Below are 16,591 nucleotides of genomic sequence, written 5' to 3'. Positions count from 1 at the left end.
TTATTATAATAAAAAAAGCGGATTCTTCAATACTTTTTTACTATAACAATTTGGAGTCCTTGACGAATTATTTACCTGTCAAACATCACTTTATGGAAAAATGCTGTTTTGATACACAGATAATATTATACATGAAAAGTGTTATTTGTTAAGTATCCGATCATTAAAAAAGGGGTTGATGAATGAAAAAATCGCTAAAAACAGGACCATTCCATGTTTTATGGATGGTCCTATTCCACTATACAAGCATCTGGTACAGTGTGCTATCGTTATTTAGTTCCCGATAAATAAAACCCTTTGCCTTAATCCGTTCAATTAATGGAAGGTAATCCTCTTTATCCTTTAATTCAATTCCCACAACTGCCGGTCCGGTTTCACGATTATTCTTCTTCGTATATTCAAAATGGCTGATATCATCATTCGGCCCAAGAACATCAAAGAGGAATTCGCGTAATGCCCCCGGACGCTGCGGAAACTGAACAATAAAATAATGCTGCAGCCCTTCGTAAAGCTTGGAACGCTCTTTAATCTCCTGCATCCGTCCGATATCATTGTTCCCGCCACTGACGACACAGACAACCGTTTTGCCCTTAATTTGATCTGCATATGTATCTAAGGCGGCAACAGAAAGAGCACCGGTAGGTTCCACAACAATGGCATTTTCATTATATAAGGATAAAAGTGTGGTACAAACCTTACCCTCCGGAATGACAATAATGTCATCAACCATTTCTTTACAAATGTTAAATGTCTTTGAGCCAACTGTTTTCACAGCAGCCCCGTCAACGAACGGGTCAATCGTCTCGAGCGAGGTGACTTCTCCTTTTAAAATTGATTCCTTCATGCCTGGTGCACCTAGAGGCTCAACACCGATTAATTGTGTTTGTGGTGAATAATGTCTCATGTACGTTCCGACACCAGCGAGGAGACCGCCTCCGCCTATCGCTGCAAAAAGGTAATCAATCTTTTCAGGACAATCATTCAGCACTTCTACTGCAACCGTCCCTTGACCGGCAATCACATCGTAATCGTCAAAAGGATGGATAAATGTCCGATTTTCAGCCTGGCTGCATTCCATCGCCTTTACATACGCATCGTCAAAGGTATCACCGGTTAAGACAATTTCTACACTGTCCTTGCCCCAAAATTTCACTTGATTCACCTTTTGCTTCGGAGTCGTGCTTGGCATAAAGATTTTGCCATGAATATTTAACAGGTGGCAGGAATAAGCGACACCCTGCGCATGATTACCAGCGCTCGCACAGATAATCCCATTTTGAAGTTCATCTTCATTTAGCTTTTTGATGCGGTTATAGGCTCCGCGGATTTTAAACGAGCGGACACTTTGCAGATCCTCGCGTTTTAAATAAACATGGCAGTTATATCGTTCTGACAATAAGTGATTGTACTGCAAAGGGGTTGGTGAAATTTCATCCTTAATATTATGGCTGGCAAGGATGATATCCTCTACATTAAACGTTTTCTTATCGACTTGTTGACTCATTTTCTATTTCCTCCTCTGTATTTCCTACTATCCATTCAAAATAGTATTCGTTTAGTAGATGATTAAGCTTTTAAACACAACAAAAAACCCGCCCCTGTGGAATAGGGACGAGTTAGCTCGCGATACCACCCTACTTCCGCAATTTTAAAATGAAAACTGCGGCTCTCGATCAACGCACCATTAGTGAGTACGTGTTCCATTTTAACGGCGGACATTCCGGTACAGCTTACTTACATCCTTCAGCTATACATCTCAGAGATGATTTTCAGATAAACCTGTCATCGACTTCCACCAACCGTCGACTCTCTGCGGAACAAGGGATATATCCTACTCTTCTCGTCATCAATTCATATCTAATTTTAGATAAGGGTACCACCGAAAAAATGCCCTGTCAATGTTTTTTGACTATTTTAACTATTTTGTTAATTATTAAAGCGCTTACATTTCCAATAGTTCATTTTTTACCACTTTTATTTTATATCTAAAAAATCCACCTAATCCCAGGTGGATTTCATCAATGTGACGACTGTCATTTTATCTTTTTTTCGTATTCTATAAGAGTTAATCGATCATTAACCTTAAATTCCTTCGTTTTTTTATAGCCGAATTTTTCGTAAAAATGGCGGGTCCGGGCATTATCCTTTGGGGTGTCTAAGCTCCATTCCTTTACTTGCGGAAACTTCTTTTCTAGTTGTGTCAAGATTTTGCTGCCCAAGCCTCGATTTTGAATGGCGGGGCTGAGAAAAAGACGAAACAAGCGATAATGGGTATCCGTTATTTTCACGATACAGATGCCGCCGGAAATTTTTCCATTTAGGAAAATGGTGTAATGAAGGGATTGGTTGAGTTTATACTTAAAAAAATCTAATGGTTCGGCTGCAGGACTTGAATCATAATCCTTATACTTCTTCAAATCGGATTGAAACGCTTCTCTTTGAATGGTTAATAGGGCCTCCGCTTCGCTCATTTTTGTCCTTGCAATGTTTAATTTCATGAACTCACCTCGACAATACATTTCATTCATTATATGAGTCGAGTATTGGAAATGAAATCATGAATTTCTTAACAGCGGCTTATATTATGTCCGGCTTTGATTAATCCCGCTACGTATCGTATGATAAAAATGGATTTTTCCACATCCTGCAAATGGAATAGTAATGTATAGTGAAAGGATTTTTAATATGAACAAAAATGAAATACAATCCTTAATAATCAACCTTGGACTCGCTCCTCATCCAGAAGGAGGCTACTACAAAAGCACGTACCAATCGACGGAAAGAATATCTGATGATGAGTTAAGTGTGAATTTTGATGGGCACCGCAGGCTTTATACGAGTATTTACTTTCTTTTAACTTCAGATGATGTTTCCCATTTTCATCGTTTGAAATCAGACGAATTATGGTATTTTCACGTGGGAAGCCCATTGACGATCCATGTGATTCACGAAAATGGGGAATATGAGGAAATAAAATTAGGGATGAATTTAGAAAAAGGAGAGGTGCCTCAAGCATTGGTTCCGAAGAATTCAATCTTTGGATCCTCCGTTAACGATCAAGACACCTTTTCATTAGTGGGCTGCATGGTTTCACCCGGCTTTGAATTCCAAGACTTTGAACTATTTACACAAAAAGAGCTATTACTCAAATATCCGCAGCACGAGACAATCATTTTAAAGTTAGCATATGAAATTTTACCATTTTGAGGAAAATGGTGTCAGGCACCATGTGAAAAATTCACATAGTGCCTGACACCTGTATTTTTATTCTATACCATAGTACCCGCAGACGACGCAGCCGACTGATTTCGCTGCGACGATTAGGGCGTCTTCGTCGATATTGAATTTTGGATGATGGTTGAAGTATGGCTTTTCTACCCCTTTTGGCGTACAGCCGATGTAGAAGTAACAGCCAGGGATTTTTTCTAAATAGTAGGCAAAGTCATCGGATGGTGACATCATTGGATACTCCTCGACTTGCTGAATTTCCGGTTGATTGGCACTTTCTAAACTTTCCTTTACCAAAGCTGTCATACTTGGGTCATTGTATAGTGGCGGATAATCAGACTCATAAGCTAGCTCACATTGAACCCCGAATTCCACTTCGACCCCTTTTGCAATTCGATGTACTTCTGTTTCAATAATCTTTTTTGCTTCAGGTGACATATAACGTATATCCCCTTCAAGTACAACCTTGTCTTTAATGACGTTGAAAGTCCCTTTGCCGTCAAATGAGCCAATCGTAATAACCCCCATATCGAATGGATTTAAACGGCGGCTGACGACAGTCTGAATCGCTGTAACAAAATGGGCACCGGCGACAATGGAATCGTTCGCTAAATGAGGAGATGATCCATGTCCTCCAACACCTTGAACGGTTAATTTAAAGAACGATCTGCCTGCAAAGGAATAGCCGCTATGATAGCCTACATTACCCGCTGGATTCAGCGGCAATAAGTGGATACCAAATATATTTTCCACATCATCAAGAACGCCTGATTCGACAATACTTTTTGCTCCACCTGGCGGCACCTCTTCAGCATGTTGGTGAATAATTTTTATCGTACCAGGCAAAGAAGCCTTTAATTGAATAAGACAATCCGCAAGAATTAATAAATAGGCAGTATGTCCATCATGACCACACGCATGCATGACCCCTTCGTTCTTTGATTTATATGAAAGATTTGTTTCTTCCAAAATAGGAAGGGCATCGAAATCAGCTCGTAAGGCAATTGTTTTACCTGGCTTTCCTCCATTGATCGTAACAACAATCCCAAAGCCATTACCCACATTCGTTTGAATCTCAACATCCTTGCCTTGATAAAAATCGATGATATATTGAGCCGTTTTCTCTTCTTTAAAAGACAATTCCGGGTGTTCATGTAAATAGCGGCGAATTTGAATCATTTCTTCTCTACGTTCTTCTAACAATTCCATTAATTGTTTTTTCATGGTTATAACCATCCTTTCTGAAAAAACTATTCCAACCCATAATAACTACAAACCACTTGTCCAACAGACTTTGCGGCTACAAGGAGACACTCTTCATCAATATCGAATTTCGGATGATGATTAAAGTAAGCATTTTCTACACCTTTAGGTTTACAGCCAATGAAAAAGAAACAACCAGGGATTTTTTCAAGATAGTAAGCAAAATCTTCCGAGCCTGAGAGCATTGGATATTCGCCAACTTCCTGAATATCTGGATCATCCATGCTCTTAAGGCTTGCAACGACATCAGATGTTACTTCCGGATCATTGTATAATGGCGGATAATCCGCTATATAGGAAAGATCGCATTGAACATCAAATTCTGCTTCAATTCCCTTGACTATCCGGTGTATTTCGTTAGCAAGTAACTGCTGTGTTTCGACCGTCATGTAACGCACATCACCTTCAAGCTCCACACGATCTTTAATCACGTTGAAGGTTCCTTTTCCGTCGAAAGAGCCGATTGTTATCACACCGTGATCAAACGGATTTAAACGGCGGCTGATGACTGTTTGAACAGCCGTGACAAAATAGGAAGCAGCGACAATCGCATCATTGGCCAAATGTGGAGAGGAACCATGTCCGCCTACACCTTGAATTCCCAATTTAAAAAACGATCTTCCAGCCAGTGAGAAACCGCTGTGGTATCCCACAAATCCCGCTGGATGGGTAGGGAAAATGTGTATACCAAAAATATGATCGACATCGTCCAGTACGTCTGATTCGACAATGCTTTTTGCGCCTCCGGGAGGTGCTTCCTCTGCGTGCTGGTGAATAATTTTAATCGTACCAGCAAGTGAGGATTTCAATTGGATCAAACAATCGGCAAGAACCAGTAAGTAAGCGGTATGGGCATCATGACCGCAAGCGTGCATAATACCTTCATTTTTCGATTTGAATGGCACATCAGTTTCTTCAGCAATAGGCAGCGCATCAAAATCGGCGCGAAGGGCAATCGTTTTTCCGGGCTTTCCACCTTGAATCGTCACAATCAACCCATTACCATTACCCACATTTCTTTTTACCTCAACATCTTTTCCTTTGTAAAAATCAGCAATATATTGCGCTGTTTTTTCTTCCTTAAAAGACAATTCAGGATGTTCATGTAAATAACGACGAATTTGAATCATTTCTTCTTTACGCGCTTCTAACATTCCCATTAATTGGTTTCTCATTTTTATGCCTCCCAATCATCCACATGCTAGGATAAGTGCCGCCACAATTTAACATTAGCAGCACTTATGGACAACCTTCGCCTGATTATTCTGTTACCGGCGTTGGTGTTGGTGATGGATTTTTTACTTTTTTCTTACCAGCATTCCCTGGAACCATCGCAATGATTGAAAGCAAGGAAAGAATACCAAAGATTACATTTGTAATTACCCCTCCGGTTGCCGCAGCTTCAATGCTTCCTATAGAATCAATCGCTGCATAGACAGCTGCTGAAATCGCGACACCAAATGATCCGCCAAGAGAGCTGGCCATCTTATAAAGTCCGGAAGCTTCCCCAACTTTATTCGAAGGGGCATTCGAAACAGCTGTATCTGTTGACGGGGTGGCGTAAATTCCTAAGCCAAGGCCGAATAAAGCGAATCCAATAAATACCACAACTGTATACATAACACCAGGCAAGAAGGTTAATCCCATGAGCGCTACACCAACCGTAGTAATAATCGCCCCCCAAATCATTGGAGATTTTGCTCCTACCTTTTGTAATATTTTCTCTCCAACTCGAATCATCGCTAAGACAGCGACTAAATATCCAAGAGATAACATACCTGATTGAAAAGCGGTAAATCCTCTGCCAACCTGAACATACGTATTCGCAACAACAAGTGTTCCAGCGATGGCATTTAATAAGAAGTTAGAAATCGTTGCACCTGTATAGGGTTTATTTTTAAATAAGCCAAAATCAATGAAGCTTGCTGCTTTTCGTTTTTCAATATTAAAGAAGACAATGGCTCCAATGATGGTCACGCCGATAAGAATTAATGTTAACGGGCTTGTCCATCCGAAATCTCCACCCCGTGTGATTACTAAGTTTAACGCAAGCATCGTAATGATAAAGGTGATAAACCCACTGACATCAAATTTTGCTGTAGTTGTTTGTTCCCCTTTGCTTTCAGGTGTATCCTTAATCAACAGCATGGCAAGGATGGCGAAAACAATCGAAAAGACAAAAATCCATCTCCAACCCATATAGGTTGCAATCGCGCCGCCGGCAAATGAACAAACACCTGAACCACCCCATGAACCAATGGACCAGTAGCTCAAGGCGCGCTGACGTTCTGCCCCTTCAAAATACTCTTTCACTAAAGCAATCGTTGCAGGCATAATACATGCTGCTGATAGTCCTTGAATCACACGGCCAATGATGAGTAAGGCAGATCCTTGTGCAAATATGAGGCATAGTGAACCAATAATGCTTAAAATCAATCCAATATTGGTAATTTTCTTACGGCCCACTTTATCTGCCAATCCACCTGCAGCTACGATAAAGATTCCTGAGAATAAGGCAGTTAAACTAATGGCTACATTCAGCATACCTAATGAAATACCTAAATCTTTTTGAACCGCTGGAACGACGTTAACCATTGCCTGAGCAAACAGCCAAAACGTAATAACACCGAACACAATTCCGGTAATCATTTTATTTGTTCCTTTATAACCTGTATCCATGGTGAACCTCCTAGATGTTTTATTTGTTAACCGTTATCTTGATCAATAATGAAGGAATCCTACCATCAGTATTTGAATAAGAAATCCCTTCAATTCAACTTAAAAATATATTGTCTAGTTATTGTTCAAAACAGTTAACTCATATCTTGTTCATAGCCCTATTATAGAAAAATCAACCGATTGAACCGAGTCAATTTTTGTGTGGTTTAGGTGTATTCATGGTTATTTTTTTAACTGCCCTTCTTTTATAGCTAAAAATAGACGTCGATTTTTGACAGTCGTTTATTTTTGGACAAAAAATAGCCACTGATATGGAAAACATATCAATGGCTATTTTGATTACTCATATACTTTTCGAATTTCGAAAAAATGAATGGCGTTTGTCGTCATATAGGAATAGAACGCCCATTCATTATCAATGGACTCATCAAATAGTTCTAATGATGGATGGCTGGTACGGATTATATAATCAATCATTTCGGCATCCATTCCATGTTTACTGCTCATTTTCCACCAATTCGTGTACAATGCCCCGTTGTCCTTGTCAAAAATATACTTACGAACTTGATATTCACCTTTCTGTATGCCAGAAATTTTCACGCGAATATCTTTATTTAGTTTTTGAAGGAAGGCTTCCTCAATGGAAAAATACGGGTTAACATAATTACAATTCATGAGAACCAGCTGGTAGCCCCTGTTCGTTTGTGTCATGAGAAAGTCCTGACCCGTTGCAACCACTACTCCTTCCAGCTTATTTGCAAATAACATCGAATAATAGGCAGGACGCTTTCCATTGAAATAATGAAATAATTCCAATCCTTCGAGACGAATCCTATGGTTCGGTTTATCCTCTTCATGTAATTCAGTATTGACCCAAAAGGTCAGTGATTCGACTTCATTGGCTAAATCCAAAGCATTTTTTAACACTAACGCACCGCGGAAAAACGTGCCATTTGTGTATCGTGTATTTCCGGAAAGTGTATTCCATGAAACGAGAAAAAGCGGCTTATCGATTTCATTCTGCTTTAAAAATCCTTTTACCTTTTTCGTTGTTTCCTTAATGTAATCCTTTGTTAAAGAAAAGCGATCATCGCCCATGTCGGTAAAATCAATCACTTCATTTTGGTTAGCATGAAAGCCAATAAAATCAAAACGATCCCCTTCTCCCAACAGCCATTCATGCTCTTTCGGGATATTTTCGTCATGAAAGGAAAACGGCAGAAACACGCCGACCTTGACATCTGGGACCAGCTGTTTGAGAAGCCGATGTAATTTTAGATAAATTTGATGTAAATTTTTCGCCTCTACTGCCGTAAAATATGGTTCATAATAGATGAAATGCCATGAATTCAAAAACTTTTCTCCATAAACCTGCAAGCAATGTTTTAAAAATTTGGTGAGTTTACTAAAGTACTGCTCCTCGTCTGCCGAAATTTCTTGATAATCTACCCGCACATACAAGGATAGATTATTTTTTAATATAAAATTTAATGCGCTATCCGTGTTAAAGTAAGGGGATGTGGTAGCAATCCGTTCGTCCGTTTCCACATCAGGAAGGATGGTTGCCCCACTTACTAAATGGTGAATTCCAATAAAACTTAATCCCAAATCATCTTTCACCATTAACACTTGAGAACGAACATTTTCTTTTAATAATTCCTTTAATTCACCTACCATCAGGATGTTATCAGGAAGGTTGATTGTTTCCTGTTTATCATGGGAAAGTTCAATCATCAATTCTTCATAACGTGTTTCCGTATTGACATACATTTTGTCACCAGCTGTTAAAATCATCCCTAATTTAGCCAAAACCTCCGGAGACTTCATCAGTGTTTCCGAATCATGTAAATTATAGCTGTTGACAGATTCAATAGGTTGTTCGGGGCTATGTGTTTCTCGGTATTCATGCGGGGTGGCACCATAGACCTCTTTAAACAAGTTTGTAAATGATTTTGAATTTGGAAATCCATTTTTCATCGCAATTTGCGAAATCGAATCGGTTGTATAAAGTAAGTCCTTTAGACCGTGTTTCAGCCTAATATTCATTAAAAAACGGCTAAACCCCATTCCCATCTTTTGTTTAAAATAGCGGGATAAATAAGCCGTTGACAAGAACGTCTTTTGTGCCATTTCCTCTAAAGTGATCGGCTGCTCATAATTTCGTTCCATATAATCAATGATTTGTGTTAACCGCTGATCATCGGTATCGATTTTTTCAAAAGCCGTTCCTTCTAAGCTAAAATTACGAATAAGAATCAATAGGATCTGACAGATGTTCCCTTGGATTTCAAGCTTATAGCTTTCCTCCCTCCTTAAATAAGTAATCATCATTTCCGCCAGTAATTTCCTTATTTTATCAATCTTTAATTCCCGCCCCATTTCAACTTCCCGAGAAAAGCATCGAAACCGACGCTTGTGATACTCTGGATAAAAGCGGTCGATAAAACCATCCGTAATGGTTAACAGCAGCACACAATTATCTTTTGTGCCGTGAAATTGATAAAGCTGATTGCGATTAAGCAGCAGTAAATCATTTTCACCTAATGAATAAAAGCGGCTATTCGTCTCAACCGTTAGGTCGCCGTTTATCAAAAAAATAAATTGAATCCCTCTATTGACCTTCGGCGCTAAAAATTCGATCCTTTTAAGTTCAATTAAAAAATCTTCTCCTGGATCACCCAACCCATTCACCTCAATCAAATCTCTCTTTCACTTTTTTAGCATTACTGTTTATTGACATTTTTCACGCTCAAGGCGTTTTGCAAGTCTGCTATTTCTTGTTGAATTTTTGGGAATCCCGTTATTTCAGGGACCATCCTTTTCACTACGGGCTGTTTATGTTCTACTGCGCTTGCCATTGATTCAAAAATCAATAATAATCGGGCAAGGCTTTCATCGGAAAGGATGGGCCGGTCCTCGCGTCTTAAACAAGCGTCTAGATAAAACCTCAACTGTTCCATTGAAAAGATGGCAGGCCAAAGCCTCCCTAAAGCAGCTTTATTATGTGGAAGTTCTCCTAATGCTGTTGTATAGATAATTTTTAAATTATCAAAATTTGTATGCATTTTGCTCTGATCCGGGATTTTTTCAAATGGAAAATCATTCAATTGCCCTGTAAATAACACTTGTACAAATTGCATCTGGCTTCGGATTGTTTTCGATATTGCATGTGGGAGTCTGCTAGAAGCTGACCTTCTTCCCGTTAGATAGGTCCCAAATAACCCGATACCGCAGCCAATTAACACATCTGTAATCCTAGCTGTGGCAAAAATGGACAGCTTATGTAAGTGTGTCGAGCTTTCGGCGATTAACAAGGCATTCGGAGTGATGAACATCGCTGCAAGCGCGTAATTCCTAACAATATAAAGCTCTGTTAAGGTTGTTAGTGTAAAGATGATCAACACAATAAAAATCCCATGAGGTTTTGCTGAAAGGATGATACTTGCAGTCAATATGCCAATAATCGTTCCTAATGTCCTTTGTATTGCGCGATGAAAGGTAGAAATAATGGTGGATCCAAGCATTACGGCCGCACAGGATAAGGGAATCCAGTAGGAGCGGTAAAATTCAAATGAATAGGCAACAATCGCTGCAATGGCAAGGATGGTACCGTAGCGGGCAGCAGAAAGAAAGACAACCGAATTCTTGTCAAAAGCCCCGCCAAATACCGTCATAATGGGACGCTTAAAAATGATTATTTCTTGATTGATTTTCGAAACTGGTTCATTCAGGATGGCATCAGCATCAAAGATCTTACGAAACAATTGGTCGATCGCTTCATTTCTTTCTTCAGGCTGGCGAACTTTAGGAAGCTTGGTCTGTTTGTCATCAATTGAATCGACAATCCCCCTGACAGCTGCCGCTAATTCCGGCGGCAGCTTTCCGCACGATTCGGAAAAACGTTCGATAACATGTAAAAAGATATCATTGGCATGATGATTTAACAAAAGTAACCGGTTATATACATCCGTAGTTCGCCACGTAATATGCCCCGCTAATAGAATATCATCCGTCGTCTTCATCTGCATCACGGTTCGATGCCTTGCTTGATTATAGTCTTGCGTCCCAATAGCGTCTAAAAAGCAGGCAAGCTCCAGATAAACTTTTCTTACTGCCCTCAATTCAGGTGCATGAGGATGAAAAAGCCAGCCCGCCATTCCAATTACCCATGAAAGCAGCCCACCCAATAAAACAAGACCCGCTCTTATCGGAGCAAGTGTTGGGTCAATCGGCATTCCTGAGGTCATCGCAAAACATAAAACGAAAAAAACCGCTGCCGGACCTGGAATTTTTAGTGCTCCAAAAATAAAGGTCGCGACTGATCCAATCAAGCCAAGCATCAAAGATGATAAAAACGGGTGCGGAGCCAGAAGGGTCCCAATCCCTACGGAAAGACTCAAGCCAATCATCACCCAAAACAGTTTTTTCGCCCTTTGGGCATAGGGTTCATTAAATACATAGAGGTAGGTAAAGCCGCCAATCCCTGCCTGCATTCCGTAAGCTAAATTTCCGGTAAGCAAACCAATGAATGCCGGGATGGCTGCACAAAAACCAGCGCAAATCGCTTTTTCCCATGGAAAAGGATTCTTTTTAATTTCTAATGCCTGCTTGACAAACTTGAATAGCGGTAACGAATAACCTATTTTACCCAACGCGTAAACCTCTTTCTTAGAGAACCTTTTTATAAAAAATAGTATTCTCTAATTGCCTCCTCAATTTGCATGGGGAAACGATACCAATGCAAAAGAAAGACTGAACAAGTGTTCAGTCTTTCAAAGGTAATTATGAAACGGGCTGTGGGCTGCCTTCGGTCACTGCCTCGGTTTTCGCCGGAATGAAAAAGCTTAAGGCAACTGTAACCAAACTTAAACAAAAGGCATAAAGAAACACATTTTTCATTCCGATGACAACGTTCGCCGCCTGATTGATCAGTAAACCCATTATGGTAACCCCAATTGAAGTTCCAATATTACGAAGAAAAATCTGCAGTGAGGTGGACATTCCCTTGATATGGGATTCGGCAAATTCTTGCGAAGCAATGGTCCCGACCGCAAATAATAATCCAAAGGAAACCCCTTGAACAGTCAAAATCAGGAACAAGCCGAGGTACGAAATATCCTCGATGAAAAAATAAAGGGCAAAACCGGAAACAGCCGTAATGAAGCTGCCAATAATAAACAAGATTTTATAACCATAGCGGATAATCCATTTTCCCGCTGGTGTACTGCCAAACATCCAGCCCATCGCAATACTTAACAGAATTAATCCACTTTTATAAATACTCATACCAGAGCCTTCTTGTAAAAACAATGGAATAAAGTTCGATGTGCCAAAAAAAGAAAGACAGTAAACGAGCATAAAAAGATTGGTCCTCAAGATTCCTTTATTTTTAAATAAAGAAACAGGAAGAAAGGGATGCGCTTCTTTCCTTTCAACTAAAGCAAAAATGATTAAGCCCAGCAATCCAAAAACAAGATACCATAAAGGCTGCCTTACACTTGTCGAAAGCAATAAAAGGGTAATGGAAATCCCGAATAGGAAAAACCCTTTATAGTCAATGTGAGTCTTTTTAAATACCATATTTTCCTTATAAGGGAGTAAACAAAGAACCGTGGCAATACCAATCGGGATATTGATAAAGAAAATCCATCTCCATGTCAGAGCTTCCACAAAAAAGGATCCTAACACAGGCCCTATAATTGAGGAAATCGCCCAGATTGTGCTAAACACCGCTTGAATTTTGCCTCGTTTCTCTATCGTGAATAAATCGCCGACGATGATCATGGAGAGCGGAATCATTCCGCCAGCTCCAAGTCCTTGTATTCCTCTGTACACCACCAGCATCACCATCGAGTCCGCGAGACCACAAAGGATGGACCCTATCGTAAATAATCCTACTGCAATCATTAGCAGCTTTTTCCGGCCATACATATCCGATAATTTCCCATAAAGTGGAACCGTTACAGTACTTGCGAGCATATAGACAACAAAAATCCAAGCAAAAAGCTCCATTCCGCCAAGCTGTTTGACAATAGTTGGACTTGCTGTCTGCATAATATTGGCATCGAGCGCCGAAATGAGGGTGGTAATGACAAGCCCCCAAAATACATATCTATTTTTCCCCATAAAATCCTCCTACACCGAAAAAAATTCCTTTTATTTACATGTATATTTTCCCGCATCTATCATTATAGCAAAATATCCCTTTAATTTATGTGGGTTTTAACAAAAAAAGAAACAGACCCCACAGAATTGCAGAGTCTGTAACGAATCGATCGTATAAAGTTAACGAATCCAATACCCGCTAGAATGGAATAGGTACGATTTGCTGCCAACTTTTTGCCAGCCTGTAACCATTGCACCGCTGCCGGATAAATAGTACCACTTCCCTTGGACGAAAATCCAGCCGGTCGCCATCGCACCGGATGAAGTTAAGAAGTACCATTTGTTTTGATCCTTCAGCCAACCCGTTGCCATCGCTCCGGAAGAGGTTAAGAAGTACCATTTGTTTTGATCCTTCAACCAACCCGTTGCCATCGCCCCGTTTGATTTAAGGAAGTACCATTTTCCGCCCGCCATTTGCCAGCCTGTAAGCATCTCACCATATTGGTTTAAGTAATACCACTGATTAGCATCCTTTAACCAGCCGGTTGCCTTTGAACCAGTGGAATTAAAATAGGACCACTTGCCATTTGTGTATACCCAGCCATGTTGTTGTTGAATTGGAGTTTGTGGTGTTGAATGAGATACATCATATATTTTAACAATGGAAATCCCAGTATAATAAAACTTTAGAATGTCCTCGTAAGATTTACCTGCTTTTGCCATGTTCTGAGCACCCCATTGACTCATACCAACACCATGACCATCTCCAAAGCCTTTAACCGTAATGAGATTATTTTCGGTATTCACACTATCCACCAACAGACTCAACATAACCCGTCCACCAATCATATTCCGGATGGTGGATGCACTTAAATTTGATAATGAAACATGCTGCAAAGCTAATTTTCCATCTGCATCCATTTTATCCTTTACAAAAAACTCCAAAGTTACGTTACCTTTGCTGACACGGCCGCCAGAAGCTATACCGGATAATGAAAATTCAGGAATGGAAACAATTTTAATATCTTTATTTGCATAACCATTTTTGTTTAACCACATTTTAATATTAGTAGTAATGGTTGCATCTGCTTCGTTTGTTTCAGTCCACCAGGAAGTAGGGTTCGCCAAATCTTTTGTGGTTAGATCGATTTGCGTTTGATGAAGGGAAAAGTTCCAAACCTTTTTGGGATCGTACGAGTCTGGTTTGATGGTTAAATAAGGGACGGCTGTATTCCCCCATGCATTTGCATTACTTTCTGTCATACCGCCGTTGCTAGCAGAATAAACGGCGTCAATTAACCGGCCGTTGTATTGGGCAACCTGACCCTGTGTCGCATCTACTGCTTTGGAGGTATTCGTTGTCCAAACATATCCGCCATAAACCTGGTATGAAATGGTATCATTAATGACATCGCTGTTTAAATAACCCATCGCATACGTTCGAGCGGCAACAGCTTGTGTTTTTAATGCTTCAATTTCCCAGGAAGGATACATTTCAATGGGAACAACCCCTTTTAAATAGTTCTCCATTTTGACTGAATTGATGGGACGTACAAATTGATTGTTTTCCACAACAAATTTAAAACTGCCTAAATATCCCCGGTCATTAATGAACAGCTGACCTTCAGCTTGTACAGGTGTTACAGAAAAAGTATCAAATGAATTCAATAAAAGATTATCTTTATACAATGATAATCTTCCATTTTCCGTTTTTAATAGATAAGTATTCTGAGAGCTTAAGGAAAGATCGGATCCATTAATAATATAATCACCAGTCGGCTTTAATGAAAGTTGCGTTTTATTGCCTAAATAATTGACAAGCTTAACATTAACAATCGGCTCAGATTGCTGCGCATGACCATATTTTAAAGGAATTAGAGAAAATAACAATGTAAAAACCACGGCAACAAGCATGATTTTTTTCAATATAATTGATCCCTCCGAAACTATTAATTGTTTCAATTGCTAGGATTATAATATATTAAAGTTTGAGCAGAGAACAATGGAATATTTTTTCCAATTAACACTTTTACATATAACTAAGTTCCTTTTTTAATAATGGCTGTTTCATCGTAGGTAAAATAATTTCTATTGTCGTTCCATCGTTGACTTTACTATGAATCGTTAATACACCAGAATGACTTTCGATTATTTTAAAGCAGGTCATTAGGCCGAGACCAGTTCCTTTTTCCTTCGTGGTGTAAAAAGGCTCGCCAAGTGTCGAGAGGCGTTCCTTTGGTATACCAACTCCCTCATCAATAATTTTTATCGAAATATTCCCTGCCTCCTTTTCCTCCACCTGAACATAAATAGTACCGCCATGAGGCATGGCTTCAATTGCATTTTTGAGCAGGTTTAGAAAAACTTGCTTCAACTGATTTTCTTCACAGCTAATCATGGGCAAGTCAGGGGCGAAGTCAACAAGGATTTCAACATTATTTAAAATAGATTGAGTGCCGATTAAGGTCACAACATCCTGAAATAGTATCTTTACATCTTTTTCAACATATACGGCGGCAGTTGGTTTGGCGAGTACAAGGAATTCACCCACTATGGTATTGATCCGATCAAGTTCCGCTAAGACAATATCAAAATATTCCTCTTTTTGTTGGTTCGCTTTAAATAACTGGATGAATCCTTTTATAGACGTTAGTGGATTTCGAATTTCATGAGCAATACCTGCTGCCATTTGTCCTAACAGTGCCAATTTTTCTGATTTTTGCAGCAAGCGTTCGGTCTGTTCTTTCCGTTCGGTAATATCCTTCCCAATAGAAAGCACTGCCTCTGTGCCGCCATATACGATAAACAAGGACGATACCTCAAAAAAGAATGTCGAGCCATCTATCCGTTTCGCTTTGTACTCGATTGTGTTGACAGGACTTTGTTCCTTCTTTATTTGTTTAAATCGTTCCATTAAACGGTCCTTATACTCCGGAACGATATAATCAAGAATCATTTTACCGATTACCTCTTCTTTATTGGCGGCTCCAACCAGACTGGCTGCAGCATGATTGGCATAAAGAACTTTATGTTCTCTCGTAATATAGACCGGCTCAGGCAATGAATCAATTAATTTTTTATAGCTTTCTTCACTAGCGCGAGCCTTTTTTTCAAAATCACGCGCTTTATCATATTGCCAGCCAACCACCCATGCAATCAGAGTAAATACAAAAAAGTCTATTGAAAAAAATGGATGATGATCCCACACCTTTTGGAAAGTGGTAAATAAGACCGAAATTAGAACCAGTGTAATTTGACCCGACCTGTTCATCATATTCCCCGCTTACTAGGATAATAGTTTTAATTATACAATTCG

General features: G+C 39.6%; 11 protein-coding genes and 1 other annotated feature. Of the genes, 1 reads left to right on the top strand and 10 read right to left on the bottom strand.

Annotated elements, in window-relative coordinates; all coding sequences use genetic code 11:
* Positions 1-238 precede the first annotated feature (238 nt).
* Together ilvA and FAY30_RS12640 are read right to left on the bottom strand one after the other, a co-directional pair.
* Positions 239-1,504 (bottom strand): threonine ammonia-lyase IlvA, encoded by a 1,266-nt coding sequence (gene ilvA / locus FAY30_RS12645; RefSeq protein WP_149870214.1) that lies wholly within the window; start codon positions 1,502-1,504, stop codon positions 239-241.
* A gap of 100 nt (positions 1,505-1,604) precedes the next feature.
* Positions 1,605-1,856: a binding site (T-box leader), on the bottom strand.
* Positions 1,857-2,033: 177 nt separating this feature from the next.
* A complete protein-coding gene (locus FAY30_RS12640; protein ID WP_190284902.1) occupies positions 2,034-2,498 on the bottom strand; it encodes a GNAT family N-acetyltransferase in 465 nt (154 codons plus the stop codon).
* Between the two features lie 187 nt (positions 2,499-2,685).
* Here FAY30_RS12640 and FAY30_RS12635 point away from each other — a divergent pair, with 187 nt between their 5' ends.
* The gene (locus tag FAY30_RS12635) at positions 2,686-3,207 is read left to right on the top strand and encodes a cupin domain-containing protein (RefSeq protein ID WP_149870212.1); all 522 of its coding nucleotides are present in this window, start codon (positions 2,686-2,688) and stop codon (positions 3,205-3,207) included.
* A 57-nt stretch (positions 3,208-3,264) separates the two neighbouring features.
* Here the strand turns inward: FAY30_RS12635 and FAY30_RS12630 are convergent, their stop codons facing one another.
* The 8 genes from FAY30_RS12630 to FAY30_RS12595 form a co-directional block, all read right to left on the bottom strand.
* The gene (locus FAY30_RS12630; protein ID WP_149870211.1) at positions 3,265-4,452 is read right to left on the bottom strand and encodes an amidohydrolase; all 1,188 of its coding nucleotides are present in this window, start codon (positions 4,450-4,452) and stop codon (positions 3,265-3,267) included.
* Between the two features lie 26 nt (positions 4,453-4,478).
* Positions 4,479-5,666, bottom strand: coding sequence for an amidohydrolase (locus FAY30_RS12625; protein ID WP_149870210.1), 1,188 nt, complete (start codon positions 5,664-5,666; stop codon positions 4,479-4,481).
* A gap of 85 nt (positions 5,667-5,751) precedes the next feature.
* On the bottom strand, positions 5,752-7,170 hold the full coding sequence (locus FAY30_RS12620) for an MFS transporter (protein ID WP_149870209.1): 1,419 nt from the start codon (positions 7,168-7,170) through the stop codon (positions 5,752-5,754).
* Between the two features lie 339 nt (positions 7,171-7,509).
* Complete coding sequence (locus FAY30_RS12615; RefSeq protein WP_149870208.1) at positions 7,510-9,852, bottom strand: helix-turn-helix domain-containing protein; 2,343 nt, start codon at positions 9,850-9,852, stop codon at positions 7,510-7,512.
* A 41-nt stretch (positions 9,853-9,893) separates the two neighbouring features.
* On the bottom strand, positions 9,894-11,822 hold the full coding sequence (locus FAY30_RS12610; protein WP_149870207.1) for an FUSC family protein: 1,929 nt from the start codon (positions 11,820-11,822) through the stop codon (positions 9,894-9,896).
* A 130-nt stretch (positions 11,823-11,952) separates the two neighbouring features.
* Entirely contained in the window at positions 11,953-13,296 is a 1,344-nt protein-coding gene (locus FAY30_RS12605) for an MDR family MFS transporter (RefSeq protein ID WP_149870206.1), read from the bottom strand.
* A 159-nt stretch (positions 13,297-13,455) separates the two neighbouring features.
* Positions 13,456-15,201 carry a SpoIID/LytB domain-containing protein gene (locus tag FAY30_RS27545; protein ID WP_149870205.1) on the bottom strand — a complete coding sequence of 582 codons (1,746 nt, stop codon included), beginning with the start codon at positions 15,199-15,201 and terminating at the stop codon, positions 13,456-13,458.
* Between the two features lie 103 nt (positions 15,202-15,304).
* Entirely contained in the window at positions 15,305-16,546 is a 1,242-nt protein-coding gene (locus tag FAY30_RS12595; RefSeq protein ID WP_190284901.1) for an ATP-binding protein, read from the bottom strand.
* Between the last annotated feature and the right edge of the window lie 45 nt (positions 16,547-16,591).

It is taken from the genome of Bacillus sp. S3, assembly GCF_005154805.1.
GTDB lineage: Bacteria > Bacillota > Bacilli > Bacillales > Cytobacillaceae > Neobacillus.
Note: the sequence above shows the minus strand (reverse complement) of the source record. Positions and strands in the feature narration are given on the sequence as shown.